The organism is Rhodococcus sp. KBS0724, assembly GCF_005938745.2.
Classification (GTDB): Bacteria; Actinomycetota; Actinomycetes; order Mycobacteriales; family Mycobacteriaceae; genus Rhodococcus_F.
In genome coordinates this window covers 3102263-3127105 of sequence record NZ_VCBX02000001.1, presented here as the reverse complement: position 1 = coordinate 3127105, position 24843 = coordinate 3102263, and the positions used below count along the sequence as shown (strand labels likewise).

General features: G+C 61.9%; 29 protein-coding genes. 8 read left to right on the top strand and 21 right to left on the bottom strand.

Annotated features, from left to right (window positions below; translation table 11 throughout):
* Nucleotides 1-2: 2 nt before the first annotated feature.
* The 6 genes from FFI94_RS14445 to FFI94_RS14420 all read right to left on the bottom strand — a co-directional run bounded on the left by FFI94_RS14445 (nt 3) and on the right by FFI94_RS14420 (nt 5281).
* The gene (locus FFI94_RS14445) at nt 3-1340 is read right to left on the bottom strand and encodes a dihydroorotase (RefSeq protein WP_138868471.1); all 1338 of its coding nucleotides are present in this window, start codon (nt 1338-1340) and stop codon (nt 3-5) included.
* Nucleotides 1337-2281 (bottom strand): aspartate carbamoyltransferase catalytic subunit, encoded by a 945-nt coding sequence (locus FFI94_RS14440; RefSeq protein ID WP_138868470.1) that lies wholly within the window; start codon nt 2279-2281, stop codon nt 1337-1339. Before FFI94_RS14440 ends, FFI94_RS14445 begins: the two co-directional genes overlap by 4 nt.
* A complete protein-coding gene (gene pyrR / locus FFI94_RS14435) occupies nt 2278-2904 on the bottom strand; it encodes a bifunctional pyr operon transcriptional regulator/uracil phosphoribosyltransferase PyrR (protein ID WP_033232160.1) in 627 nt (208 codons plus the stop codon). Before pyrR ends, FFI94_RS14440 begins: the two co-directional genes overlap by 4 nt.
* A gap of 182 nt (nt 2905-3086) precedes the next feature.
* Entirely contained in the window at nt 3087-3587 is a 501-nt protein-coding gene (gene nusB / locus FFI94_RS14430; protein ID WP_138868469.1) for a transcription antitermination factor NusB, read from the bottom strand.
* A gap of 1 nt (nt 3588) precedes the next feature.
* Nucleotides 3589-4152, bottom strand: coding sequence for an elongation factor P (efp, locus tag FFI94_RS14425; RefSeq protein WP_033232162.1), 564 nt, complete (start codon nt 4150-4152; stop codon nt 3589-3591).
* Nucleotides 4153-4186: 34 nt separating this feature from the next.
* Nucleotides 4187-5281, bottom strand: coding sequence for a Xaa-Pro peptidase family protein (locus FFI94_RS14420; protein WP_138868468.1), 1095 nt, complete (start codon nt 5279-5281; stop codon nt 4187-4189).
* Nucleotides 5282-5392: 111 nt separating this feature from the next.
* On the opposite strand from FFI94_RS14420, the gene FFI94_RS14415 reads away from it, so the two are divergent.
* On the top strand, nt 5393-6001 hold the full coding sequence (locus FFI94_RS14415; RefSeq protein ID WP_138868467.1) for a B-4DMT family transporter: 609 nt from the start codon (nt 5393-5395) through the stop codon (nt 5999-6001).
* Between the two features lie 84 nt (nt 6002-6085).
* On the opposite strand, the gene aroQ is transcribed toward FFI94_RS14415, so the two are convergent.
* From aroQ to FFI94_RS14370, 9 genes are all read right to left on the bottom strand, one after another.
* Complete coding sequence (gene aroQ / locus FFI94_RS14410) at nt 6086-6514, bottom strand: type II 3-dehydroquinate dehydratase (protein ID WP_138868466.1); 429 nt, start codon at nt 6512-6514, stop codon at nt 6086-6088.
* The gene (gene aroB / locus FFI94_RS14405) at nt 6511-7620 is read right to left on the bottom strand and encodes a 3-dehydroquinate synthase (RefSeq protein WP_138868465.1); all 1110 of its coding nucleotides are present in this window, start codon (nt 7618-7620) and stop codon (nt 6511-6513) included. The genes aroQ and aroB overlap by 4 nt, the downstream gene beginning before the upstream one ends.
* Before the next feature lie 25 nt (nt 7621-7645).
* On the bottom strand, nt 7646-8155 hold the full coding sequence (locus FFI94_RS14400) for a shikimate kinase (RefSeq protein WP_138868464.1): 510 nt from the start codon (nt 8153-8155) through the stop codon (nt 7646-7648).
* 28 nt (nt 8156-8183) lie between these two features.
* Nucleotides 8184-9371: a chorismate synthase gene (gene aroC / locus FFI94_RS14395; RefSeq protein ID WP_033232168.1), complete on the bottom strand. Its 1188-nt coding sequence runs from the start codon at nt 9369-9371 to the stop codon at nt 8184-8186.
* A 171-nt stretch (nt 9372-9542) separates the two neighbouring features.
* Entirely contained in the window at nt 9543-9791 is a 249-nt protein-coding gene (locus FFI94_RS14390; protein WP_138868463.1) for a hypothetical protein, read from the bottom strand.
* Between the two features lie 36 nt (nt 9792-9827).
* A complete protein-coding gene (locus FFI94_RS14385) occupies nt 9828-11858 on the bottom strand; it encodes a cation-translocating P-type ATPase (RefSeq protein WP_138868462.1) in 2031 nt (676 codons plus the stop codon).
* Nucleotides 11851-12249: a DUF3703 domain-containing protein gene (locus FFI94_RS14380; RefSeq protein ID WP_138873187.1), complete on the bottom strand. Its 399-nt coding sequence runs from the start codon at nt 12247-12249 to the stop codon at nt 11851-11853. Before FFI94_RS14380 ends, FFI94_RS14385 begins: the two co-directional genes overlap by 8 nt.
* Before the next feature lie 25 nt (nt 12250-12274).
* Nucleotides 12275-12604 carry a helix-turn-helix transcriptional regulator gene (locus tag FFI94_RS14375; RefSeq protein ID WP_138868461.1) on the bottom strand — a complete coding sequence of 110 codons (330 nt, stop codon included), beginning with the start codon at nt 12602-12604 and terminating at the stop codon, nt 12275-12277.
* Between the two features lie 346 nt (nt 12605-12950).
* The gene (locus FFI94_RS14370; protein WP_138868460.1) at nt 12951-13160 is read right to left on the bottom strand and encodes a hypothetical protein; all 210 of its coding nucleotides are present in this window, start codon (nt 13158-13160) and stop codon (nt 12951-12953) included.
* A gap of 85 nt (nt 13161-13245) precedes the next feature.
* Between FFI94_RS14370 and FFI94_RS14365 the strand changes: the two genes are divergently transcribed.
* From FFI94_RS14365 to FFI94_RS33655, 5 genes are all read left to right on the top strand, one after another.
* Entirely contained in the window at nt 13246-13704 is a 459-nt protein-coding gene (locus FFI94_RS14365; RefSeq protein ID WP_138868459.1) for a hypothetical protein, read from the top strand.
* A 164-nt stretch (nt 13705-13868) separates the two neighbouring features.
* Nucleotides 13869-14510, top strand: coding sequence for a nucleotidyltransferase domain-containing protein (locus tag FFI94_RS14360; protein ID WP_138868458.1), 642 nt, complete (start codon nt 13869-13871; stop codon nt 14508-14510).
* The gene (locus FFI94_RS14355) at nt 14510-14896 is read left to right on the top strand and encodes a hypothetical protein (protein WP_138868457.1); all 387 of its coding nucleotides are present in this window, start codon (nt 14510-14512) and stop codon (nt 14894-14896) included. Before FFI94_RS14360 ends, FFI94_RS14355 begins: the two co-directional genes overlap by 1 nt.
* 498 nt (nt 14897-15394) lie before the next feature.
* The gene (locus FFI94_RS14350; protein WP_138868456.1) at nt 15395-15796 is read left to right on the top strand and encodes a hypothetical protein; all 402 of its coding nucleotides are present in this window, start codon (nt 15395-15397) and stop codon (nt 15794-15796) included.
* 432 nt (nt 15797-16228) lie between these two features.
* Entirely contained in the window at nt 16229-16369 is a 141-nt protein-coding gene (locus tag FFI94_RS33655) for a hypothetical protein (RefSeq protein WP_185993203.1), read from the top strand.
* A 12-nt stretch (nt 16370-16381) separates the two neighbouring features.
* Here the strand turns inward: FFI94_RS33655 and FFI94_RS14345 are convergent, their stop codons facing one another.
* The 5 genes from FFI94_RS14345 to FFI94_RS14325 form a co-directional block, all read right to left on the bottom strand.
* Entirely contained in the window at nt 16382-17893 is a 1512-nt protein-coding gene (locus FFI94_RS14345) for a DUF6578 domain-containing protein (protein WP_138868455.1), read from the bottom strand.
* 592 nt (nt 17894-18485) lie between these two features.
* The gene (locus tag FFI94_RS14340; protein ID WP_138868454.1) at nt 18486-18890 is read right to left on the bottom strand and encodes a hypothetical protein; all 405 of its coding nucleotides are present in this window, start codon (nt 18888-18890) and stop codon (nt 18486-18488) included.
* Between the two features lie 110 nt (nt 18891-19000).
* Complete coding sequence (locus FFI94_RS34715; protein ID WP_185993202.1) at nt 19001-19345, bottom strand: GNAT family N-acetyltransferase; 345 nt, start codon at nt 19343-19345, stop codon at nt 19001-19003.
* An 807-nt stretch (nt 19346-20152) separates the two neighbouring features.
* The gene (locus FFI94_RS14330) at nt 20153-20776 is read right to left on the bottom strand and encodes a maleylpyruvate isomerase N-terminal domain-containing protein (RefSeq protein WP_260684124.1); all 624 of its coding nucleotides are present in this window, start codon (nt 20774-20776) and stop codon (nt 20153-20155) included.
* Between the two features lie 501 nt (nt 20777-21277).
* On the bottom strand, nt 21278-22057 hold the full coding sequence (locus FFI94_RS14325; protein WP_138868452.1) for a GntR family transcriptional regulator: 780 nt from the start codon (nt 22055-22057) through the stop codon (nt 21278-21280).
* Between the two features lie 438 nt (nt 22058-22495).
* Here FFI94_RS14325 and FFI94_RS14320 point away from each other — a divergent pair, with 438 nt between their 5' ends.
* Together FFI94_RS14320 and FFI94_RS14315 are read left to right on the top strand one after the other, a co-directional pair.
* Nucleotides 22496-24040 carry an FAD-binding protein gene (locus tag FFI94_RS14320; protein ID WP_138868451.1) on the top strand — a complete coding sequence of 515 codons (1545 nt, stop codon included), beginning with the start codon at nt 22496-22498 and terminating at the stop codon, nt 24038-24040.
* A 161-nt stretch (nt 24041-24201) separates the two neighbouring features.
* Nucleotides 24202-24456: a hypothetical protein gene (locus FFI94_RS14315; RefSeq protein WP_138868450.1), complete on the top strand. Its 255-nt coding sequence runs from the start codon at nt 24202-24204 to the stop codon at nt 24454-24456.
* A 17-nt stretch (nt 24457-24473) separates the two neighbouring features.
* Here the strand turns inward: FFI94_RS14315 and FFI94_RS14310 are convergent, their stop codons facing one another.
* On the bottom strand, nt 24474-24680 hold the full coding sequence (locus tag FFI94_RS14310; RefSeq protein WP_221937750.1) for a hypothetical protein: 207 nt from the start codon (nt 24678-24680) through the stop codon (nt 24474-24476).
* Nucleotides 24681-24843: the final 163 nt, after the last annotated feature.

Genomic DNA, 24843 nt, shown 5'->3' with positions numbered 1-24843 from the left:
GCCTACTCCTTGCTGCTCAGCAGCCGCGGCGATCCGTCGTGTGCAGTAACGCGGCCACGTAACAGTGTGGTCGTGACCCGAGCAGGCAATGTCATCGACTCATACGGAGTGTTATTCGCGACACTCGCCAGCGCCTTGCCGTGCACGGTCCACTCTGCGGCGGGATCGACCAACGTGAGGTTGGCCGGCTCCCCTACCTCGATGGGACGGCCCTGATCGTCGAGGCCGACAATCGCTGCGGGACGCTCACTCATGACGCGAGCCACGCCGCGCCAGTCGAGCAAGCCTGGCTGGACCATGGTTTGCACGATGATCGAGAGCGCCGTTTCGAGGCCGAGCATGCCGGGACGAGCAGCGGCGAACTCGCAGCACTTGTCCTGCTCGGCGTGCGGAGCGTGATCGGTGGCCACGCAGTCGATGATGCCCTCGGCCAGACCCTTGCGCAGGGCAGCAACATCGCTGGCCTCACGAAGCGGCGGGTTGACCTTATTGATGGCGTCGTACGTCTCGAGACGCGAATCGTCGAGCAGCAGGTGGTGCGGAGTGACCTCGGCGGTGATCGAAATGCCCTGTCCGCGAGCCCACTTGACGAGTTCGACGGTTCCCGCTGTGGACGCGTGGCAGATGTGGACCCGGGCGCCGGCGTCACGGGCGAGCAATGCGTCGCGAGCAACGATGGACTCCTCCGCTGCGCGCGGCCAGCCCGCCAACCCGAGGCGAGCTGCAGTGGGCCCCTCGTGCGCAACTGCGCCGACGGTCAAGCGCGGTTCCTCGGCGTGCTGCGCGATGAGAACGCCCAGTGAACTGGAGTACTCGAGCGCGCGGCGCATGATCAGCGGGTTGTCGACGCAATGGCCGTCGTCCGAGAACATCTTGACCTGGCCGACACCGGCGGCCATGGTTGCCATCTCGGCGAGCTGCTTGCCTTCGAGGCCGACTGTGACCGCGCCGACGGGATGGACGTCGACGAGGCCGACTTCCTGGCCGCGTCGCCACACGTGATCGGTGATGACCACGGAATCGGCAACCGGGCTGGTGTTCGCCATTGCGAACACTGCGGTGTACCCACCCAGAGCAGCTGCAGCAGAGCCTGTTTCGATGGTCTCCGTGTCTTCGCGACCGGGTTCACGTAGATGCGTGTGCAGGTCGACAAATCCGGGAAGCAGGATCTGACCGCTGCCGTCGATCACCTCGGATGCAGTGGCCGGATCCAGATTCACGCCGATCTCGAGAATGACTCCGTCGCCGACACGGACGTCGACGGCTTCCCCTTCTCCGTAGATCAGTACGCCGCGGAGCAGGACACTCACGGGTGATTCTCCGTTCTGATTGCTTGTCACAGCGCACCGTCCTCCGAACCGACCAGAAGCCGGAACAAGACAGCCATGCGCATGTGCACACCATTGGTAACCTGCTGCAGCACAGCAGCTTTGGGGGAATCTGCGACGGCGGAAGCAATTTCCATGCCGCGCAGCATCGGGCCGGGGTGCAGGACCACCGCGTGATCGGCCAGCATTCCGAGACGCTTCTCGGACAGGCCGTAATTGATCGAGTACTCGCGCTGCGACGGAAAGAATCCGCCGTTCATGCGTTCGGCCTGGACCCGCAGCATCAGGACGGCGTCGAGTCCGGGCAGTTCCGCGTCGAGCGAATGCGAGACCGTGACCGGCCAGGTATGTGCGCCGACCGGCAGCAGCGTCGGCGGGGCAACAAGGACAACCTCGGCGCCGAGCATCGACAGGAGCAACGCGTTGGAGCGCGCGACACGACTGTGCAGAATGTCGCCGACAATGGCGATCCGCTTGCCCTCGATGTCGCCGAGACGCTGACGCAAGGTCAGAGCGTCGAGCAACGCCTGGGTGGGATGTTCGTGAGTGCCGTCGCCGGCGTTGATGACTGCGGGGCCACCGTCCGACGCACTGCCGGTCCACTGGGCGATCTGATGAGCCGCACCCGACGCGGGGTGACGAACGATCAGAGCGTCGGCGCCGGCAGCGCGCAGGGTCATCGCCGTATCGCGTAGCGATTCACCCTTGGACACCGAAGAGCTGGACGCACTGACATTGATGACATCGGCGCTCATCCACTTGCCGGCCACCTCGAAGGACACCCGCGTGCGGGTGGAGTTCTCGAAGAACACCGTCATGACTGTGCGGCCACGCAGAGTCGGGAGTTTGTGTACTTCGCGGCCCAGGAGGGCCTGCTCGAAGCGTTCGGCCTCGTCGAGAAGTTCGATCGCGGACTCTCGGTTGAGGTCTGCGATGGAGAGAAGGTGCTTCACGCGCTCTTACCTCCGGAAATGACCACAGCGTCCCGGCCGTCGTGTTCCTGCAAGAGGACCTTGACGTCCTCGGACCTCGCGGTGGGAACGTTCTTGCCGACGTAATCGGCGCGCAGTGGGAGTTCGCGGTGACCGCGGTCGACCAGTACCGCAAGCTGCACCGCACGCGGACGGCCCAGGTCACGAAGAGCGTCCAAGGCAGAGCGGACGGTACGACCGGAGAACAGGACGTCGTCGACAAGCACGACCAACGCGTTGTCGACGCCACCTTCGGGGACCGACGTCCGTTCGAGGGGGCGGTGCGGCTTGGTGCGGAGATCGTCACGGTAGAGCGTGATATCGAGAGATCCGATGGGAGTACGTACACCGGAGAATTCTTCGATCTTGTCGCGAAGACGTGTCGCGATGGTGGTGCCTCTGGTCGGAATACCGATCAGGACGACGCGGGGCGCAGTACCTTCGGGTCCGTCGAGTGCCGTTTTCTCGATGATCTCGTGCGCGATTCGCGCGACGGTCCGGCCCACATCCTGGGCGGACAGCAATTCGCGGGTCTCGGCGTCACTGGCCTGCGTTGTATCTGGACCTGCAAGATCGGATGGGCGAGACCCTTCGGGCACGCTCATACAGCGACCTCCTTCTCCGCCTCACTGGACGGATCGTTAAAGGATGTCTGACGGTTCCCCACCCTATCAGCCGACAGACCTGAAACCCGCCGCGCGAGCCGTCATGATGACGGGTTGTGTGCAGACACACAACCTAAGCTCGAACGGCGGGCGGTAGTACTGAAATACGCGGAACTGTAGAGCTACTCGGTACCCGAATCGGTATCCTGCTGCGCCCGCTGCGATGTCGCTGCAGCGGCCGAACGAACCTGCGGCGCGACGAGGACGACCTGGCCGAGAATTCCGTTGACGAATCCAGGCGAATCATCCGTCGACAACTGCTTTGCCAATTCGACGGCCTCGTCCACGGCGACAACCGGCGGCACGTCCGTCGCATGGAAGAGTTCCCACACGGCAATACGCAGGATCGCGCGGTCGACTGCCGGCAGACGCTCGAGCGTCCAGTCCTGCAGGTGCGACGAGATGACCTGATCGATCCGGTCGAGGTTCTCCGCAACTCCGGACACCAAGGTGACCGTGTACGGAGCAACCGGAGCAACCGCGTCGTCCTTGACCGACAGATCGGAACGCTCCGATGTCAGTGCAACCGGATCGAGGTCACGTGCCTCGGCTTCGAAAAGGAAGTCGACAGCACGCTTGCGCGCCTTGTGGCGCGCACCGAGTTTCTTATGAGTGCCGGACACTTTAGGAATTCACACGCCCGAGGTAGTTACCGTCACGCGAATCGACCTTTAGCTTGTCACCGGTGTTGATGAACAGCGGCACGTTGATCTCGGCGCCGGTCTCGAGGGTGGCAGGCTTGGTGCCGCCGGTGGAGCGGTCGCCCTGCAGACCCGGATCGGTGTGCTGAACGACGAGCTCGACCGTAACCGGGAGCTCGACGAAAAGCGGAACGTCCTCGTGGGTTGCAACCTGAACGGCCATGTTCTCGAGAAGGAAACGCGACTGCTCGCCGACAACGGTTTCGCTGATCGGAATCTGGTCGTAGGTGTCGCCGTCCATGAAGATGTAGTCGCTACCGTCGTGGTACAGGTAGGTCATGTCGCGGCGGTCGACCGTGGCGGTCTCGACCTTCACACCGGCGTTGAACGTCTTGTCCACTACCTTGCCCGAGAGCACGTTCTTGAGCTTGGTACGCACGAAGGCAGGGCCCTTGCCGGGCTTGACATGCTGGAACTCGATAATCGTCCACAGCTGGCCTTCGATCTGCAGAACCAGACCGTTCTTGAAATCACTGGTGGAAGCCACTTGCTTCGCGTCTCCTAGGGGTCGGGAAACCGTCTCAGACGACGGTAAGGTCTTTTGCGGTCAGTGTGAGCAGCTCTGGCCCCTGCTCACGAACAACGAGCGTGTCCTCGATCCGTACGCCTCCGCGCCCGGAGAAGTACACGCCCGGCTCGACGGTCACCGCCGCGCCGGAAAGAAGTGTACCGGTGCCGAGCTTCCCGATTCCGGGAGCTTCGTGGATTTCCAGCCCCACGCCGTGCCCGAGGCCGTGCAGGAACAATTCGCCGTACCCTGCGTCGTCGATCACCGAGCGTGCCGCAGCGTCGACGGCAGCGCATTCCGCGCCGGGAATCAGGGCTGCGCGGCCGGCCGCTTGGGACTTGGCAACCAGGTCGTAGACGTCCCGTTGCCAATCGGAAACAGTCTCGAGCACGTAGGTGCGAGTCATGTCGGAGTGATACCCGCCGACCTGGGCGCCGAAGTCCAGTTTCACGAAGTCACCCGACGCCAACACCGCGCCGGTAGGTCGATGATGCGGAATCGCCGAGTTTGCTCCGGCAGCCACGATCGTCTCGAACGAAATCCCGTCTGCGCCGTTGTCGAACATGAGGTTTTCCAGTTCGCGGCCCACCTCCCGTTCGGTGCGACCTGGTCGCAGTCCGCCGCGAGTGATCAACTGCGCCAACGCATCATCGGCTGCTGCACACGCCGACCGCAACAATCCGATCTCGTGTTCGTCCTTGACCATGCGGAGTTTTTCGACGAGCCCGCTCACCGGTTCGAACCGGACCGACGGCGCAGCCTCCGTCCAGGATCGGTGCTCGGCAAACGTCGCGACGTGCGCCTCGAAAGCCAGCACGTCGCCCGAGTAAGTCCCGATCAAATGCGCGGCGCTCGAACGATCGATTTCGGCCCGCAGGTCCGGCACCTGCTCGCCGACTTGAGTGACGTAACGACCATCCGTACAGATGACCGTCGCATCCTCGTCGCCACTGGCATCTCGTGCGCTCACCACCAACGCGGCGTTCGAACCGGTAAACCCGGTGAGGTAGCGGATGTTCAAGAGGTTTGTGACGAGAATCGCGTCGAGTTCGCGCTCGACCAGAAGCGCACGGAGGGCATCGCGGCGGGACCGATGATCAACTGACATGACTCGAACCTACCCGCTCCCCCCGCTCTCCTCCCCAACCCGAAACACGCGGTTACATCAATAATTGTGGGTTAGGCCACAAATGGAATCTGTTCTAGTTAGGCTGTAGGTATGAACGCGTGGTTAGTACGTGGCCTCGGCATGGCCCTGATACATGTTGTGTTTCGCGCATTGCTCGGTATAGCAATCGCGCAGTGGCCACTCCAGGGCTCCACCCTGCGATGGCTCTCCCTGTTCATCGTCATTGCACTTGCCGCGATCTGGGGCGGAATCGACGGCATCCGTGATCGTCGCCAGTTCCCCGAACCCGACGACGGCGCAGACCTCCTGATGCTGTGGCTCAAAGCCGCAGTTCTCGGTGGCTTTGTCGCCGGCGCAGCCAGCTGGCTCCTCAGCCTCGTCCCGGCTCTCGAACTGACCCAGCAGGGCTTGTTCTTCGAGATCACCGCCGGAGCGGCCTTCACAATTCTGCTGATCTTCGTCCCCGCGATGATCGCCGCCACCGGCGGCCGGTTCCTCACCAGTCGTGAGCAGCGTAAGCACGGCACGGCGCCGCAAACTCCGTCGCACGAGCGCCATCACGAACCTGTTCCTGTCAGCGAAGGCTACGACTCCCCCACAACCCAGCACGCGTACAGCGGCGCTGCCATGACAGTCGAGGAATCCGACGCCGACACCACCGTCTTTCCCGCCATCGATCCGGGCAAGCGCGAACAGTAACGTCCACCACCGACCACTGAGGGCTCCGAGGAAATCATCCTCGGAGCCCTCAGTTCGTGTGTAGGTATTTCGTGTTGACGTATGTCAGCCGCGTTCGGCAAGGAACCTGATAGCCAGCGGGTATCCCGCAACACCCAGACCGACGATCACGCCGGCCGCGATGGGACTGAGGAGCGAATTGTGCCGAAACTCCTCGCGCGCATGGACATTCGAGATGTGGACCTCGACCAGTCCGGCGGTGAGTTCCACGCAGGCGTCACGCAACACCACGGACGTATGAGTCAATCCACCGGCGTTGAGAATCACCGGTTCGCCGGCATCCGCCGCGTCGTGAATCCAGCCGAGCAGATCGCCTTCGTGATCGCTCTGTCGAACAACCACCTCGACGCCCAACTCCTTACCGGCCGCGACACACAGTTCCACCAAATCATCGTGTGTGGTCGCGCCGTACACCTCAGGCTGACGCTTGCCGAGACGTCCGAGGTTCGGTCCGTTGACGACGTTGATTTTCACAGGCGAACCGTTCCGCCGGACGACCTCGGTGGGCGGGCGATAGCCGAGTACGCCGCAACCAGCAGCGACGGATCCGGGCCTTCGAGCCGGCCGGGCTTGGCCAAGCCGTCGAGAACAACGAACCGCAGCAGTCCGGCGCGGTTCTTCTTGTCGGTCTGCATCCCGGCGAGCAGCTGGGAAAAGGCATCGTCGTCGTACGCCGTCGGGAGCCCCACCAATTCGAGGATCGACTTGTGACGATCGGCCGTAGCATCGTCGAGGCGACCGGCCAGGCGACCCAGTTCGGCAGCGAACACCAGACCGACCGACACTGCAGCGCCGTGACGCCACTTGTACTGCTCACGACGCTCGATCGCGTGTGCCAGTGTGTGCCCGTAGTTGAGGATTTCGCGCAGATCAGACTCACGAAGATCCGCTGCGACAACCTTGGCCTTGACCTCGACGGAACGTCGAATCAGTTCGGGCAGAACAGTTCCCGACGGATCGAGCGCGGCCTTCGGGTCTGCTTCGATCAGGTCCAGGATGACCGGGTCGGAAATGAAGCCGGTCTTGATGACCTCCGCCAAACCGGCCACGATCTCGTTGTGCGGCACCGTTTCGAGCGTCGCGAGATCGATGAACACCGCGCCAGGTTCGTGGAACGCGCCGACCAGGTTCTTGCCGGCTTCGGTGTTGATACCCGTCTTGCCGCCCACAGCGGCGTCGACCATTGCGAGCAGCGTGGTCGGAACGTGCACTACCTTCACGCCGCGCATCCACGTCGCTGCGACAAAACCGGTGAGGTCTGTCGCGGCGCCGCCGCCCAGGCTCATGATCGCGTCGCTGCGGGTCAGGCCGATGCGGCCCAGCACATCCCAGCAGAAACCGGCCACAGCCAGATCCTTGCCGTCCTCGGCGTCGGGGATCTCGATGCGATGCGCGTCGATTCCCTTCTCCGCCAAAGCAGCACGAACAGCCTCAGCCGTTTCTGCGAGCGGCGGCTGATGGAAAATCGCGACGGTCCGGGTGCCTTCCAACTCGGCAACGATGTCGCCGAGCAGACCGCGCCCGATCACAACCGGGTAGGGACTTGCGGTCTTCACCTCTACAACTACGGGTTCGGTCACTGCTCCACTACTCCGCTCCGGTTGATCATTTGTCTTCAAGTTTTGACACCAACTGCGCGACGACGCGTGACGGACTCCGACCGTCGGTGCGTATCCGGATGGTGGCGGCGCGCCGGTACAACGGCCGACGGCGTCGCATCAATTCCTGATACTTCACCTTGGGATCTCCGCCCGCCAGCAGTGGTCGGTGATTGTTGGCACCCGTCCGGCGCAGCCCTTCGGCAACACTGATCTCGAGATAGATCACCGTGTGTCCGTCGAGCAATGCGCGGGTGCGTTCCGACAGAATCGCCCCGCCACCGAGCGAGACAATGCCGTCGGTGCTGGCCAACGCTTCCCGGACCACCTCTTCCTCGATCTCACGAAAACGTGGCTCACCGTCGTGCGTGAAGATCTCGGGAATCGTCCGTCCGGTCGTCTTTTCGATCTCCGCGTCGGTATCGACCAGGTCGAGTTCCAACGCTTGCGCGATACGACGGCCGATGGTCGACTTGCCTGCGCCGGGCGGCCCGATGAGTACAGCCTTCGGTTTCATCGTGGCAGGAACCTCCGTTTGGACGCTCTCAGCGAGGCGGCCGGGCTGCGATACCGTCGGCGTAGCGCCGGTAGTTTGCTGTGGTCTCGGCAATGGAATCACCACCGAACTTTTCGAGTGCGGCTTGAGCGACAACAAGCGCAACCATGGATTCCGCAACGACGCCGGCAGCCGGAACCGCGCAGACGTCACTGCGCTGATGGATGGCAACTGCCTCTTCACCGCTTTCCATGTCGACCGTCGCCAATGCGCGCGGCACCGTTGAGATCGGCTTCATCGCGGCACGAACTCGCAGTGCCTCGCCGTTGGTCATGCCGCCTTCGATGCCGCCTGCGCGGTTGGTGGAGCGGACGATCCCGTCCGGGCCGGGGCGGATCTCGTCGTGAGCTTCGCTGCCTCGGCGACGCGCGGTCTCAAAACCGTCACCGACCTCGACACCCTTGATGGCCTGGATTCCCATCAGGGCTGCGGCGAGTCGAGCGTCGAGACGCTCTGCGCCACTGACGAACGTTCCGATGCCGACAGGCAGGCCGTGAATGACAACCTCGACGACACCGCCAAGGGTGTCGCCGTCCTTCTTGGCTGCTTCGATTTCGGCGATCATCGACTCTTCGGCAGCCTTGTCGAATGCGCGGACCGGGCTCGCGTCGATCGCGTCCAGGTCCTTGCCCTCGGGCACCGGACCGACATAGGGCTCGGAAGCACCGATGGAAATGACGTGCGAGACAACCTCGACGCCGAACACCTGACGGAGGAAGGAGCGAGCGACAGTTCCAGCAGCCACACGGGCTGCGGTCTCACGAGCACTCGCGCGCTCCAGAATGGGGCGGGCGTCGTTGAAGCCGTACTTGAGCATGCCGCTGTAATCGGCGTGGCCGGGACGCGGGCGCGTCAACGGTGCATTGCGGGCCTGATCGGCAAGCAGATCCGGATCGACCGGATCGGCGGACATGATGGTTTCCCACTTCGGCCACTCGGTATTACCGATTTCGATGGCAACGGGGCCACCGAGCGTAAAGCCGTGGCGGACACCACCGATGATGGTGACCTTGTCGGCCTCGAACTTCATCCGCGCGCCACGGCCATAGCCGAGTCGACGACGGGCAAGTTCGGACGAGATGGCCTCAGAGGTCACTTCGACCCCCGCGACCATGCCCTCGAGCATCGCAACGAGGGCGGGACCATGGGATTCTCCAGCAGTTATCCAACGCAGCACGACGACTATCTTTCCACGTCGCGGACAGTGGTTGTGACAGTGGTCCTTCGACCTCTGTCCGATTGCACAACGTCACATCGGAAGGAGAATCCGTTTATCCGGTTTCCGCGGGAGCACGGGAGCGTGGCGCACGGCAATCACAACCCTCGATCGGGCAGCCGGATCCAGTGTTCAACGCCGCCGGAACCACCGGCGGGGGTTGCCCGACGAAGTCGGAACTACGGCCGCCCAGAACGACACAACGCTGTCCTCAGGACCGTTGTCCACGCGCTTGAATGCCTTGTCGATCGGGTTCGCGTAGTAACCCGAAGGCAGCTTCACGACTGGCCAGCCACCCATCTCCGCGGGCGGGTCCGCCCATACTCCGCCGGCGTGACGGACCAAGAGTTCACCGACATAGGCACCCAACTTGAAGACCAATTCCGCGAGCTCGTTGCTGCCCCCTCCCCCCCGACTTCACTGCCGGTCGATCCGCGCAGCTACAGGTCGCGGTGCAGACGCACAGCAGTCGTCACCAAGATCATCGCGAGGCGGCGGCATGCTCACATGTACCGGGCCTGTTGTTCGCCGATTCTCGGGTTGGCCGGGTAGAGGCGTAGTGCGGGCGGCGCGGATCGCATTGGCGATGACCAGAACTTCGGCGAGTTCGTGGACGAACACGACGGTGGCCAGTCCAAGGACGCCGGTCGCGGCGAGCGGGATGAGGACGCCGATGATGGCCAGGGAGAGGCCGATGTTCTGCAGCATCACCGCCCGGGCATGGCGGGCGTGAGCGAGAACCTGCGGCAAGTGGCGAAGGTCTTCCCCCATGAGGGCTATGTCGGCGGTTTCGATGGCGACGTCTGTGCCCATCGCACCCATGGCGACTCCGACGTTCGCGGTTGCCAGGGCGGGGGCATCGTTGACTCCGTCACCGACCATCGCGATGTGGCGGCCTCGCGCTATCTCCGGGAGGAGTCGAGCCTTGTCCTCGGGAAGTAGTTCAGCGTGGACGGTGCCGATTCCGGCTTGCTCGGCCAAAGCCTGTGCGGTTCGGTGATTATCTCCGGTCAGCATGGCCGTTTCGATGCCGAGTGCGGCGAGTTGGCGGATCGCTTCGGGCGCTTCGGGCCGCAATTGGTCACGGACGGCGATCGCCGCGATCACCACGCCGCCGCGTTCGACGAGGACAACGGTGGCGCCATCGCATTGGAGTCGATCGACATCGGCTGCAAGGGGGCCGGGGGTGACCCAGCCCGGTTTCCCCAGCCATAGTGCGGCGCCGTGGTGTGTGCCGCGCAGTCCGTGTCCGGCGACGGCGGTGACGTCATCGGCCGGGTCGACGGTCTCGGTGGCGGCGAGAATCGCTGTCGCGAGAGGGTGTTCGCTGCGTGATTCGAGTGCAGCGGCGGCCGAAAGTGCTTGTTCGCGTGTGGTGCCGGGGACGGTGACGACGTCGATGACCTCAGGCGCTCCGGCTGTGAGGGTGCCGGACTTGTCGAGGGCGACCACGGTGATGCGGCCGAGTTCTTCGAGTGCCGCTCCGCCTTTGACGAGCGCACCGTTGCGGCTTGCTGCACCGATCGCTGCCACGACCGAGAGCGGTACCGAGATCGCGAGCGCGTAGGGCGATGCAGCAACGAGTACCACCAGTGCGCGTTCGATCCACAGCATCGGATCACCGAGCAGTGCACCGATTGCGGCGACCAGTGCGGCGAGGACCATGATGGCCGGCACCAACGGGCGGGCGATGCGGTCGGCGAGACGTTGGCCGGATCCCTTGCGGTCCTGGGCTTCTTCGACGATGTGCACGATCCGAGCGAGGGAGCTGTCGGAGGCGCGGGCGGTGACGTCGACTTCGATGGCTCCGCCACCGTTGATCACCCCTGCATGAAGTTGATCACCCGGGCCCGCTTCGACAGGCACTGATTCGCCGGTGATCGCCGACAGATCGAGGCTGGTGCTGCCGGCCGCAATGGTGCCGTCGGTGGCGGCGCGTTCACCGGGACGCACCAGCATTCGGTCACCGACGGTCAATTCGTCCGGGGCGATCCTGACTTCACGGCCGCCGCGCAATACCGAGACAGTCGGGGGCACCAGCGCCAAAAGTGCTCGCAGGCCGCGGCGGGTTTTCGTCACCGCATAGTGTTCGAGGCCCTCGGCGATAGAGAACAAGATTCCGAGCATCGCGGCTTCGGTGATCTGTCCGAGTGCAATCGCGCCGACCGCGGCAATCGTCATCAGGGTTCCGACGCCGATGCGGCCGTGGCGCAGGTTCGCCGCGGTATTCGGCACGAAGGTCGATGCTGCGATTACCGCTGCGAACAGCGCAACCACTGTTGCTGCAGTGTCGGCGCCGGTGTGTCCGACAAGCCAGGAGATCGCCAGCAAGAGCGCTGCGGCGGCGGCTATTTGCAGGTCGCGAACCTGCCAGAGTCGCTGCCCATTCTCGTGCGCTTCGGTTGTAGCCGGCGGGTTGAGGTCTGGGCCGCAGCATGCGTCAGCCATGAGTGCTCTCAGGTTCGGTTGCAGCATCGATATCTTCGGTTTCAGTGTGGCTGCGCGCCAGCACTTTCTGCAGATCCGCAGGGATCGGCATCTGCGTCATCAGCCCGACAGCAGTGCGTCCGGTGTTACCGACCGGATACCGCCCGCTCAACGATCCGGGTGCAGCGACCACGATACGCAGGACCTGCCCGAATACCTCACGTCGATCATGTTGCCGTAGTGCAAGATTAAGCATCGAGAGGTGATTGCGGGTGTGCAGCCACGGGTGCGGTTGAGAGAGGATATGGGCGCGCTCGAGATGACTCCACCGCGCCGCATCGCCGGAAGCGGCTTGCGCGGAGGACATTTCACGCTCGTACAGTGCGCGAACTGCAGCGGTAGGTGTCGACATGGCAATGCTCGATTCCGCGCTGCGGTCAGCAGCAGCTTTCGTCATCCGATTTCGGGCACAAGGTGGGATCGACGGCGAGAACGAGATCCATCAAGGCGCCGAGAGTGTCCCTGATCCGAGGATCGGCCAACTCGTACCGCGTCCGGCGCCCCTCAGGAACGGAGACCACGAGTCCGCATCCACGCAGGCAGGCAAGGTGATTCGAAAGAATCTGGCGGGAGACCCCAATCTGGTCGGCGAGGTCCGACGGATAACCCGGAGCCTCTCGCAGGCTGAGTAATACCTGGGTCCGGGTCGAGTCTGACAGGGCGTATCCGAACCTCGACAGTGCGTCACGATGCAACAAAGTATCCACACCGGAAATAGTACAGATAATTATGGATACACAAAATAGTGGATAATCTTGTCCCTCGGTTGCGGGAACCGGGCAGAGGTCACGCCCCGATGCGCTCAGCTCCCCTGCCGCCTCGAAGAAATCCCTCGAACTCTTCAAGAGGTGAGTTCGCTGTACGCGCCCGTGATCATCTGCAACTGCTGCTGAGCGCGCACTTTCGCAGATGGACGACGCCGCGGCTCTGGCGACGATTGTGGCGCCGTCGAATCGGATTTCGTTTGTCGGCGCAGTTGCTTGAATGTCTTCACAGCTCGGCGTTTTCCATGCCTGACCTGCCGCCCGTAAGCATGGATCGTTTGTGCGTTTTTCACTTGTTGACGAGTTTGGCTACCTTGAATATGCCAACTACCATGAGAGCGCCTAATGCGCCGGTCGTGAGCAGGATGGGCGCTACATCTCCCCACTGATCCCGCAGCGAAACTTCCTCGAAGTGTGTCACCAGTGCGACCAGCAAGACCACCAGCGCGGGAACGACCCCGCCCGACGCGCACCACACACCCACCCAGGGACATGTCATCACCCCAGGTCACACGCGACCTACAATCACAATCAGGGCGAAGCGCCAGGCCGAGATTCCGGCACCGTTGTAGGGAGGGGTCAGGATGTTCGGTTCGAAGAAGAAGCGCAACGATTCGACGAAGACGCTCAACGATCTGATGGCGCAGCTCAGGCCCGACCTGAGTCGCGAATCGCTCGGCGTCGGACCCGACTTCCCTGGCGTCGCCCCGAACCCATTCCTAAGCAGCGATGCACGCAAACGCACTGCCGAACTACGTACAGGAACGCTTGCACTCGGCGTTCTCGTCGACTGGCGAGAGGTCAACAGCAACCCCCGCGTGGTCCTGATGTTCGACGTGGAGACCGCCAACGGCATCACGTTCCGCGGAATCGCCGACGAAGACCTCACGATCACCGAGCTCACCCGACTCACCCCAGGACAGACGTTGCCCCTTCGCTACCGGCCGGCCGTCATGGACCACTACGTCGCCCTAGCCCGGGACGCCGACCCCACCCACGTACAGCAACTCTCTGACCAGATCGCGAGCCGCAAGCAGACCTGACCCGAAGCCATTGGGCTGGACAGCAGGAACGCCCCGACTCTGAACTGGCCCCCGATTGTTGCACTGGCAAAAAACCCTGGTGTTCGCGTGTCCGGACTTCTTCGCACTACTCCAACTATAGTTGCTATAGTCCAACTTTAGTTGGAATCGAGGAGGTCCCTGCCATGCAGCTGAACAGACCATTCGCCACGGTAACGCCGACCCTGGACGGCGACGTACTTGCCGTCTTGGCGAGCGCGGAGGTCACGTTCACGATCAGCCAAATCCAGCGCATCCTCACCATGAGGTCCGGCGAAGGCATCCGCAAAGTCCTCACCCGCCTCGTCGCGCAGGGTGTCGTGCTGCACGATCAGGTAGGCAGGACCAACACCTACCGCCTCAACACCGAGCATCTCGCGGCCGAGCCCATTATGGCGCTGTCACAGCTGAACTCCTCCTTCCTCAAGCGCCTCGAAAAGCACCTGGACGGGTGGCGCAAGACGCTCCGGTACGCCGCAGTGTTCGGATCGGCAGCAACCGGGCGCATGAAACTCGACAGCGACATCGACCTATTCCTTGTGCGCGCCGCCGACGCCGACCACGACGGGGACGATGCATGGGAGGAACAGGTAACCGAACTCGCCCGACTGGTCACCGCGTGGACCGGCAACGACGGCCGAGTCGTCGAGTACACCGAAGACGAGTTCCGCGCCGCGGCCGCCGCCGGCGAACCCCTGCTCCGCGACGTGGCGAAGCAAGGCCTGACCGTAGCGGGAACACGGAGCTGGTTCAACGCACAACTGCGCCCAGCCGCGAAGAGGTCCTGATGGCGGGACAACGCGACTGCGACTCCGTTGTCACCGCGGGGCGCATGTCCAAAGCGAACGAGTTCTTCGACGCCGCTGACCATCTCGGAGAGGAGATGCCCAACGCCGCCGGGGACTTGTACGTCGACGCAGGTACCGCCGCCTCGGACGTACTCTGCTGCCTGCGCCTCGGCGTGTACTCGAACACCGGCAACCACAGCGAGGCCATTGCCCTACTCAAACGCGCGGACAGTGGATCCGAACGGCACCTGAACACACTGCTGAACTTGAAGAATAAGGCCGCCTCCACACACCAGGACCTGACCTCTGCGGAATTGACGAAGATGAACCGCGCAGCCGAACACCTGGTCGAGGCAGCCAAGCAGGCAGTGGCCGCTCGAGGGTAGTCCGCCGACTCCCCCGCTCAACCACCTCGCCGAACCCAACCAGCGCTACCGACGAGAAATGCGCCTGTTAACGACGGGCGGGTTCTAGTCATCGTTGCAACAGTTGACTAGAACCCGCCTCGTCGGGAGTGGACTACTTTTCAACCGTCGGCAACAACCGTCACCACACGCGACGAAAACACCTCACTACCCCCGATCAACCAGCATCGACCACTCGGGCTCACGAATCCCCGGATTCTGCGAGCGTTGAGACGGGACCTGTACACGGCCATGTAGGCGAACTCTTGGGCGACGAATTAGCCGGCGACTGCGATGATCAGCAACACGCATAGACCGAGTACACCGGCACCCGCCTGCAGGTTGGATAATTCCCACTCAGCGTGAACGTAAGGCTCGCGGCTCCCGGTACCGGTACAGCCCTTTTCTATATCCAAGAGCTGTCCTTGTCGTGCCAGTTGACGTGGGAAGCGACTATAGGCGGTACGGTACGGTACGGCGATGCGGAAGCTCGTGCTCCCAGCGGTCGCGATTGTCTTACTCGGTGGGCTTTTGGGATGCGCCAACGACCGCGACCAGCCCACGTCGTCAGAGCCAGCAGACCCCGGTGATATCGCCAACACCGTCCGTCTGTATTTCGACGCCTACAACGCCGGCGACGTCGCAGGCCTCAACGCGAACTCATGTTCCGCCGCGCAGAGTCAGAGCGCAACGGTTCCTCCGTCGAAGACGATTCTGACTGCCGTCGACGAGCCGATCGTGGAGGGCGATTCGGCGCGAGTGCCAGTTGAGGTCACGGTCCAATTCGACGGTGCTGCCGCCACTCCTAGTCGAACACAGATTTCACTAGTGGCCGAAGACGGGCGTTGGGGTGTGTGCATGTTCGAACGACGTGGCGAGTGACCGTCTGAGTTCAGAGTCGCCGACCTGGTTGCCGCGCGGCGAGGTAGTAGTGGAAGTCGCGAAAAGCTACCGTGTTGCATCTGATTGGAAATGATCAACTCGCTGACGCCACTGAATCGAAAGACAACTCAAAATCGACGAACCTAGCTGACCACCACCGCGATTCGTCCACTGAACCTGCACAGCTCTGGGCAACCGAGGAAAACGTTTGCCGAGATACCTTGCCCTGCACTCAATCAACGGCACCGCTACGTCGATCCGACTCTGACACCGACCGCGCACACCATCGCCCTGTTCTGGCCGAAGGTCGTGCAGTCGTCGACATGCTGGTATTAGTGCGGAGCGATCAACGCTCCGTACGGCTTCGTGCCAAACTGAGCAGAATTGCATCAGGGGACGCATTCGACCGATACCGACTTCTTGACTACACCGATGAGAAGCAGCCCACTGCGTAGCCGAGAAACGGTACTCGCTCCACTCGGCGGATCACAGCTCTCCTGCACCCGCCGCGTTGCTCTGACACTGTTACCGGAATCGATGACCATGTCTCGCGTAGTCCTCGATCGCTGGTGATGTCGACGGGGATTACTGCCGGCGAGATTCATCGAGCAGGGCGGCTACGTCCAAGTCATCCGGCCACTGCATCGTCTCCGCCGGAATCGACTGCACACCGGCACCTCTCACCCAGATGGTTCCCTTGTTATCGATCGTCACCGCGGGGTTTGTGGCGAAAATCGGTGTGCTCTTCACCGGTTCGAGAGTGCCCGCATCCAACAAGGTGAAAAGCCAGAACTGGCGAGTGCGGTCGTAATCGACAGGGCCGGGTAGCGGCCACCATCGCGTTCGCGACGTCCCGTCCGGCGGGTGACCGATGATCCACACGAAGTCCCCGATCTGACCACCACGGCGGACGTCACCTCCGAGTTTCTCCACCGCCCCGTACGTCAGATCCGGAAGCACCACCACCGCGACACTGCCGCGGAAAACTCGAAGTGGTGACCCAGCGAGAAATGGCCTAGGGAAACCTTGCATCGGCGGCAGTTCCGGACCGACGGTCACATCACCGGACAGGTTCACCCGAATCAGCCGGTAGCTCGATACTGCATCGGTATGTCGCTGCTCTGCCAGAACGACAAAGAACTCATCGACGACGGCGATCGAACTGACGTATCCGTCCGGCACTTCCACCGCGATAGGTTCGTGGTCCTGGGTGTGCAGCGACCACCTCGTGCCGGATGGGCAGGCCAGGAAGTGCTCGCCGATCACTGCTCCCTGATGCACCGAGTGGGGAAAGACTCTCCGAGGCTCCTCACCGATCACACACCGGTACAGTCCGTCGTTGCCGCCCACCCAACATCCCGTCGGGGTTGCCCACAGGTGCCTCGACTGTCCGATTGGACCGGGCAGAACATGCTCGTGGGCAACGTGATCGGGGTCGATGCTCACCACGATTGGCAATTGACTGTCGATGACCCACAACGTCTCGCCCGACGCCGACACGTCACCCGGAACGATCGACGGGCGGGCCGGCACGGGTGGTACGTCGTCGAGATCGAGGTCCACGAGCACGCCTACGCCGCGATCAACCTCGAATAGATCGTCGCGCATGAACATGTCGTTGTCGAAGAAACGTGGCGCCACCTCGACGTCGCGGAACGTGCGGTGGCCGGGCACGATGTTCCATCCGTGATTTTCCGGCGGTCGCCGGTAGCGCTCGCTGACCAACTGCACGCGGGTCACCCGTCCACGTACATACGAGGGGGTGTTGTAGCCCATCACTCCGTAGAAACGGCCGGTGAGTTCGACGTGCCCGGTTCGCGGTGTGAAACCGCGCAATGACGCTGTCCAACCGTCACCGCGCAGCAATCCACTCCATTCCCACCGGCGAGGCGAATCATGGCCGGTGTATTGAAAAACCGGGTCGTGATTGCTTGCTTCGAGGAGAACGCAAATCGTCACCGTGTCGGCAACTGTCGCGGGGTGTTCCACGAAGCGGAGCGGGAATTCGATTACGTCACCGAGTCGCGGCGGCGCGATTTCGCCGTCCTCGATTGCGACTTCGTCGATCTGCACGACAAGCGCGCGTTGGCGCGTCATGCGCCTTTCACTGGGTTCATATCGACGACAGTACCAATTCGAGCAAGTCCCGTGCCCGATCTGTCTACAGCGTGGCGTTGAATGTCTTGGCGCGCGATGAACGAAGTGTGGCGCCAGATTTTCGAGGGGCGGATCGAACTGGCGAAAATCGGTGAAATTCGCAGAACCCTAGGAGCTAGATTGTGGGCGCGCACGAAGAGACCGGTTGTGCGCTACGGTGACGACCAGCGCAGGCACCACGACGGCTAGTACTGCGAGGGCCGCGCAGAGAATCGGTCCAAGCAGCGGCCGCTCGGACCAAAGCTCTTGTGCCAGTATCAAAGAGCCAAATATTGAAATACCTGCGCCGCCTCCGCGAAGCATGGTCGTACGCCCGGGCGGCCTGACGGGGTACTGCCCAGTGACAATCGGCAATCGACGCCCGGCATTGAGAATCGACAACCGCACCGCGTACAGCCAGTTCACACCTGCCCCGAAAACCAGTAAGCCAACACCAAGCACCATCATCCCCGGACCATACCGAAGGCGCCCCGAGGAGAATTCGGTTCAACGGATCTGCACGGATAATTCCTTGCGGCTGCGTAATCGCTCACTAAGTGACAGCAAGCGAAAACTCCGAAGACCAACCGGAATTGAACGAAGAATCGATCACTTTCAAAGTGAACGCGTACGAGGCCGGTACAACACCTTTGGGCTTGCGGAAGTGAAACTGAATAGCGGAGTGACGCATCGATCCGGACAGGCCCCAACCTGCCTGAATCACTCCTCCGCTGTGTTCGAGATACGCCTGTGCATCGTGACGCATCAAGGCTGGCTCGTCGTGATCAAGCGACATCGCGAGGTACTCGAAGCGGATTCCGTCCGGTCCTGATACAGCCGGTGTCACCAAGCTGACAATTCCGTTGTCCCCAGTCGATACATATGCCGCTGGCGTGCACACCTCCAATGTGCCGAGCGTCCCTGCACCTGACGAAAATGCGCCGCGAAAAGGATCCATTGTTGGACACTAATCGGCGAGAGGCGCAAGACGGGCACCGACCTGTGAAGCCGCCGACGTTCTGTTCTCCGGGATGGCCACCGAGGACGGTCTCGCCCCTCGGTGAAGGATTATCGCGACGCCGGTTGGCGTACCACCTCGAAACGCTCGACGCCTGGATACTTGTATCCAAGTGAACACACCATAAACCCAGTCGCCTCGTAGAATCCGACTGCGTCCCTATAGGTTTCGGCGACAATTTCCGATTCAGGCGAACGACCCTGCAGCCAGTCGACCAGTGTTTGGGCAACACGTTGCTTTCTGTATGCCATCGCAGTGGCGATGTGCAGCAGTTCGATTCTCTGCCCACTCTGTCGCCAACCCGCAACGCCGACGACACTCCCGCAGACATACGCCGCAGCGAGAACGCCATCTCCATTCCGATCGAGGTCAGATGCTCTGCCGAGACGGTCCACGTCTCCCGGCCCTACCGCGAAGGACAGAATCCCTGCACCCCCGGCACGTTCACGTCGACCAACCTGACTTCGATCTTGTTCATGTCACATACGTTCGCATCACACCGATTTCTCTGCTCGACTCCCGGTGTAAGTTTCATAAGACGACTGCATTTTTCAGAGGACGACTGCACGCTAGAAGAGAGCATCACCGCTCAGTCGTTCTCTGTCTGACTGCTGAACGTCGAGTCCTGAAATGATCGATGTTCCGATTGAATCCGGCTCGTCCATCAATCGGTCGAACGCCACGCCAACCCGCCTAGACCACGAAAAGCCCAGCCGTCGGCCAACCGAGAACTCGAAGCCTAGGCCACGGAAAGCCAATACAACCCGGACTGTCGATTCAGACGGGACGGTGGCCCATCCGGTTACGATCGGGCGGTGCCGGATGCAGTGCTTGTTCGCAGCCATCGGTTTCATTGACCATGCGTAAGAGTGGAGATGGATGAGCAACGACACGAATTCCTTTGGAAATGAGCAGATCACCGAGGGAACAAGCGCAACCGCAACGAGAACTTCGACATGATCGTCGAGAGAATTCATAAAGCCGAGCAGGACATGATCGATTCTCGGCCGAGCGGCGCGATCATGGCGGCCTGCGGCACTTGAGGGTTCGACGTGATCCGCACAAGCATCTGCAGTATCGGGCATCGTGCAGACCTAGTGGAGCAACTCTCTAATACGGGGTTCGACGATATATAACGATCGAACCAGATTTGGCTCTGAGGAATTGAATCTCGCGAAATTATGCCGCCCCGCTATTGTCCATTACCGCATCACCGGCAGCACGGCCGCGCGCGAACGTCCCGTGGCAGCCTCGACGAATGCCAACGTGTCGGGCACTGCAGCCAAGACTTCCCTGGCACGCTCGAGAGCCATCGATTCGGGCTCGGGCCCACCCACTGCAGCAATGACGTCGAGCCAGTGGACCGTCGATTCGAGGATTGCCATGTCGAGGAAGGCACCGAGTGAGACCGACTCCAAGATCGGGTGAGCAATCACGCTGGCGCGACTGAGCCCGGTGAGTCCTTCGAACGCCTCCGGCAGTTCGGTATCGAACCGTTGAACTATAACTTCTCGATCGACGTCAGCCGCCATCTGTCGGACTATTTCAGCGAGCTGTTCGTGCATCGGTTTTGCTGTCGCCGGGTCGGCATTGAAGACACGGAGCATCTCCGCAGCACTCGTGATCTTCGCGTCACCGTCGCCGAGGGGCGCGTCGAGCATCGCGATCATGACGTCAGGGGTGACGTGCACGTACACGTCTCGAACATTCCAGCCTGGTAGGCGGGTATCGGCAGTCCACTGCTCGTCCGACAGTTCCGCAGCGCGCTTGGCCCACATCCGCCACAGTCGGATCAGGAGATCACGATCCTGCTCGAAATTCGTCACGCCGACCCCCTGGTGATCATCCCTGCACTATCGCACAGTTCCTGCGACATTCGCGGCCGATCGCACAGACGGGATGGGTGCCAAAAAGCGCACCGCTGACGGTAACCGCATACTCGCACAAGTGATGACGTCGGCGAACGGTCCGCTGCTCCGTCGGGAAGAGTTGGTGCACAGCGATACCTGCGCTGGAGTTCCTAGCTCTGGCCAGGTCGTCGGCATGATCGACAATCTGGCCTGTGTTTGAGAGCTCATCGCCCGGATCGCCTTCGTCTCCGAAAGCAGAGTCGATGAAGCTGTACCCACAGGTCGAATCTGGTTGCGCGACTTCATCATACCCGGCAAGGTACACACCCCGCGCAACTGACTCCAACCTCAACCCCTGCACCCAGTAGCAGTTGCTTCACAGTGCCGGCTCCCCTTTCAAGGCGCCGAACATCTCCATCAGCTGTCACCTGCGGTGTAAGTGGGAGGTTTGACTCGATTCGTGCAACCCAAGTGCTGTCACCGAATTCGGTTCGGTCTTTCCCCTCGTTCAGGGACAGACGTCCTGTCGAAAGTGGCTGCGCCCCGCACAGAATGGGAAACGACCCTCAGGCGGTCGGGCCGTGCGTGGGCTATCGCGTAGTTGAAGATTCGTCCCGATGTGTCCCGGACGGTTTGTTCCAACAACAGCAAGGGCGCACCCACAGTGGTTCGCAATACTGACGCGAGAGTTTCATCCGAGAGCACCGCGCTGACCGTGAAATCAGACCCGCCGATTTTCACTCCCGCACTCGCGAGATAGGCGTACCAGTCGACAACGAAGGGAGTGTCGATCAATCGCTGCGCTTCCGGGAACAACACGTAGTTAGTAGCCGCGACGTCTACATCCCCATTGACCGTGCCCGCCGCGTAGTCCACGCGCAAACATGGTGTTCCTGTTGTCACCTCAAGCGCCCTCGATGCAGCACCGGGCGCTGAGATCACTGTGCTGTCGAAGGATGTCAGACGCAATCTCCCGTCGAAGAGATTGTCGCTCTTCAATTCTGCGACTCCTTGAATGTCTTCGAGTCGCCTGTGCGCTGTAGGGGCGACTACGTGCGTCCCTACGCCCTGAGTCCGGGCGATCAAACCTTCGTCCCGCAGGAGCGTCAGAACTTCGCGAACGATCCCCCGAGTCACCGAGTAGGAGCCTACGAGTTCGCTCTCCCCAGGAAGGATGCCGTCAACAAAATCTCCACGCAGCACTGCTGCCCGGAGAAGATCCCTTGTTCGTCGAACCGAATCAGGTCTTGCCTTCATCCAACCTACCTCGCTCCATCTCTGACGAGTCCTTACGAGTGGAGTACAGATATTCAATTATATTGTTGCCCGGGACATTACGCCGTTTCTGTATTTCCGATGACGCTGCGAGCTGGTGCTTTGATCCTCAGATTTGCCGATACGCCGATACTGTTCAGCCCAGCGCACTAGACGGTCCCGTGCCGCGCCGGAGTCCACTTGTCGCAACAGGTGTAATGACCTATTCTCGGTCCGGACACTGCAGGAGATGATCCGATCTACCGATAAATACAATTGCAACACAACGGTTTCCGACAGTTGTTGCCTGCAAGCCGTTGACGGGTCGCCCTGGTATGCAATTCACGTTCCCTTACGAACTCCTCGGCGACAGTCTCCTAACCGATGCACTAAGAAGCATCTCTTCCGCCGAAATCCGTATCAATCGAGAGGACAGTCACGATGGTCAGTTGGAACGAAGAATGTGACGTGTTGATAGCGGGTTCGGGAGGCGGCGGCCTCACCGGTGCATATACCGGGGCACGAGAAGGACTCGAGGTGATCTTGGTCGAGGCCACTGACAAGTTCGGAGGCACCACTGCCTACTCCGGCGGCGGTGGTGTGTGGTTCCCATGCAACCCGGTCCTTCGGCGTGCCGGCACCGACGACACGATCGAAGACGCGCTCGAGTACTACCACGCGGTGGTTGGCGACCGCACCCCGCGCGAACTGCAGGACACGTATGTCCGTGGTGGAGCACCGTTGATCGAATACCTCGAACAGGATGAAAACCTCGAGTTCGAAATGCGGCCGTGGCCTGACTATTTCGGTAAAGCGCCCAAGGCCAGACTCGACGGCCAGCGGCACATCGTCCCGAGGCCGATTTCGGCAGCAGAAGTGGGGGACCTCCGCACATCAATGCGAGGACCTCTCGACACGGAACGTCTCGGGGCTCCGCTACCCGACGTGCTGGTCGGGGCCCAGTCGCTCATCGGGCGACTGCTCAAGGCAATTGCGAAGTATCCCAATGCCGCCCTGCGGTTGGACGCACCACTTGTCGAGCTCGTGGTGGAGGAGGGTGTTGTCGTCGGAGCGATTGTCGATCACCCCGGCGGGCGCCGCGCCATTCGGGCTCGAAAAGGCGTGCTTCTCGCGGCCGGCGGCTTCGAGGGCAACGATGAGCTCCGACTGAAGTACGGCGTGCCCGGCATCGCCCGCGACACCGTGAGCCCACCGGGCAACCTCGGCGCGGCGCACCAGGCTGGAATGGCAGTCGGTGCCGACATCGACTTGATGGGTGAAGCCTGGTGGGCTCCGGGGATGACTCATCCGGACGGCCGCTCGGTGTTTGCACTGTGGTTCACCGGCGGCATCTTCGTCAATCAGGACGGCAAACGGTTCGTCAACGAGTCGTCGGCCTACGACCGCATCGGCCGTGACGTCATCGACCAGATGAAGGATGGCTCAGTCAACCTGCCGTACTGGATGATCTACGACGACAAGGAAGGCGCGCGTCCGCCGGTTCGGGCCACCAACGTCTCCATGGTCGAGACCGAGAAATACGAGGCGGCCGGCCTGTGGCACACAGCTGACACCCTCGAGGAACTCGCCGAGAAAATCGGCGTGCCGGCCGATCACCTGGTCGCGACTGTCGAGCGGTTCAATACGATGGTCGCCGAGGGGGTCGACGAAGACTTCGGCCGCGGCGACGAGGCCTACGATCGCGCGTTCACAAACGGTGAATCACCCCTGGTGGCAATTGATCGTGGCCCCTACCACGCAGCCACTTTCGGCATCTCCGACCTCGGCACCAAGGGAGGGCTGCGGACCGACACCGCCGCGCGGGTACTCGACACCGCCGGAAATCCGATTCCGGGCCTCTACGCGGCAGGCAACACGATGGCCGCACCCAGCGGCACCGTTTATCCGGGCGGCGGAAACCCGATTGGAACCAGCATGCTCTTCAGTCACCTCGCCGCGCTCGACATGGCCGGCCGTAAGGTTTGAGAACGGACGCCTCCACCAACTGAACCATTCGAATGAGAACGCGCTGGGGCCGCGAACGTCGCGGCCCCACCGATCAACCCAAGCTCGAATCCACTGATCTCTACTACGTCGAGCAGCAGTGTAGGTTCCGGTTCACGATGTTGGATTCCGATTAACGTGCCATGTTGCAGTTCGCCGCGCCCTGCCCAGGCTTCGTCGCCGCCGATCGGGAACTGAACGCCGAACGGTTCGACGAGCTTGGCGCCGGCATCACACTCGATCCGCTCCCAGTGAGCGCTGCCGACAGAGCCTCGTCCATCGCACCCCTATGGTGCCGAAAAATCCGACTCACTGACCAGAGCCTGTTTGCGACACGAAAAAACGCAAAAAACCGGCGGCTCAAGTCGCCTGGCATACAAATCGAACCGGAACTGTGAACGTCACCCTCGCGTGCTCATTCGATGTAGCCGGTTTCGGGGTCGATCATGCCGAGGAAGTTTCTGATCGACTCGCGATGTTCACTGATCGTCGATAGGTACAGCTCTGCAGTCGGGACACTGACACCCGGACCAACGGCCACCTGCGCTGGGCCGCCACCGAACCCGTACTTCTCGTTCGGCCCGGATTCCCAGGTGTAGTCCTCGCTACCATCGTCGCGCACCGTGACGGTGAAAACCTCGCCGTCGACGATGAGAGTGAATGGACTATCTTTCGCTTGCGCGACGGTAGTTGTCTGCCCACTCGTTTGTGTTCACGAACCGACACTCTCACGAATCAAACATGGACCGCAGCAGGATGGTTCGCGGTGACCGAGCGATTCCACC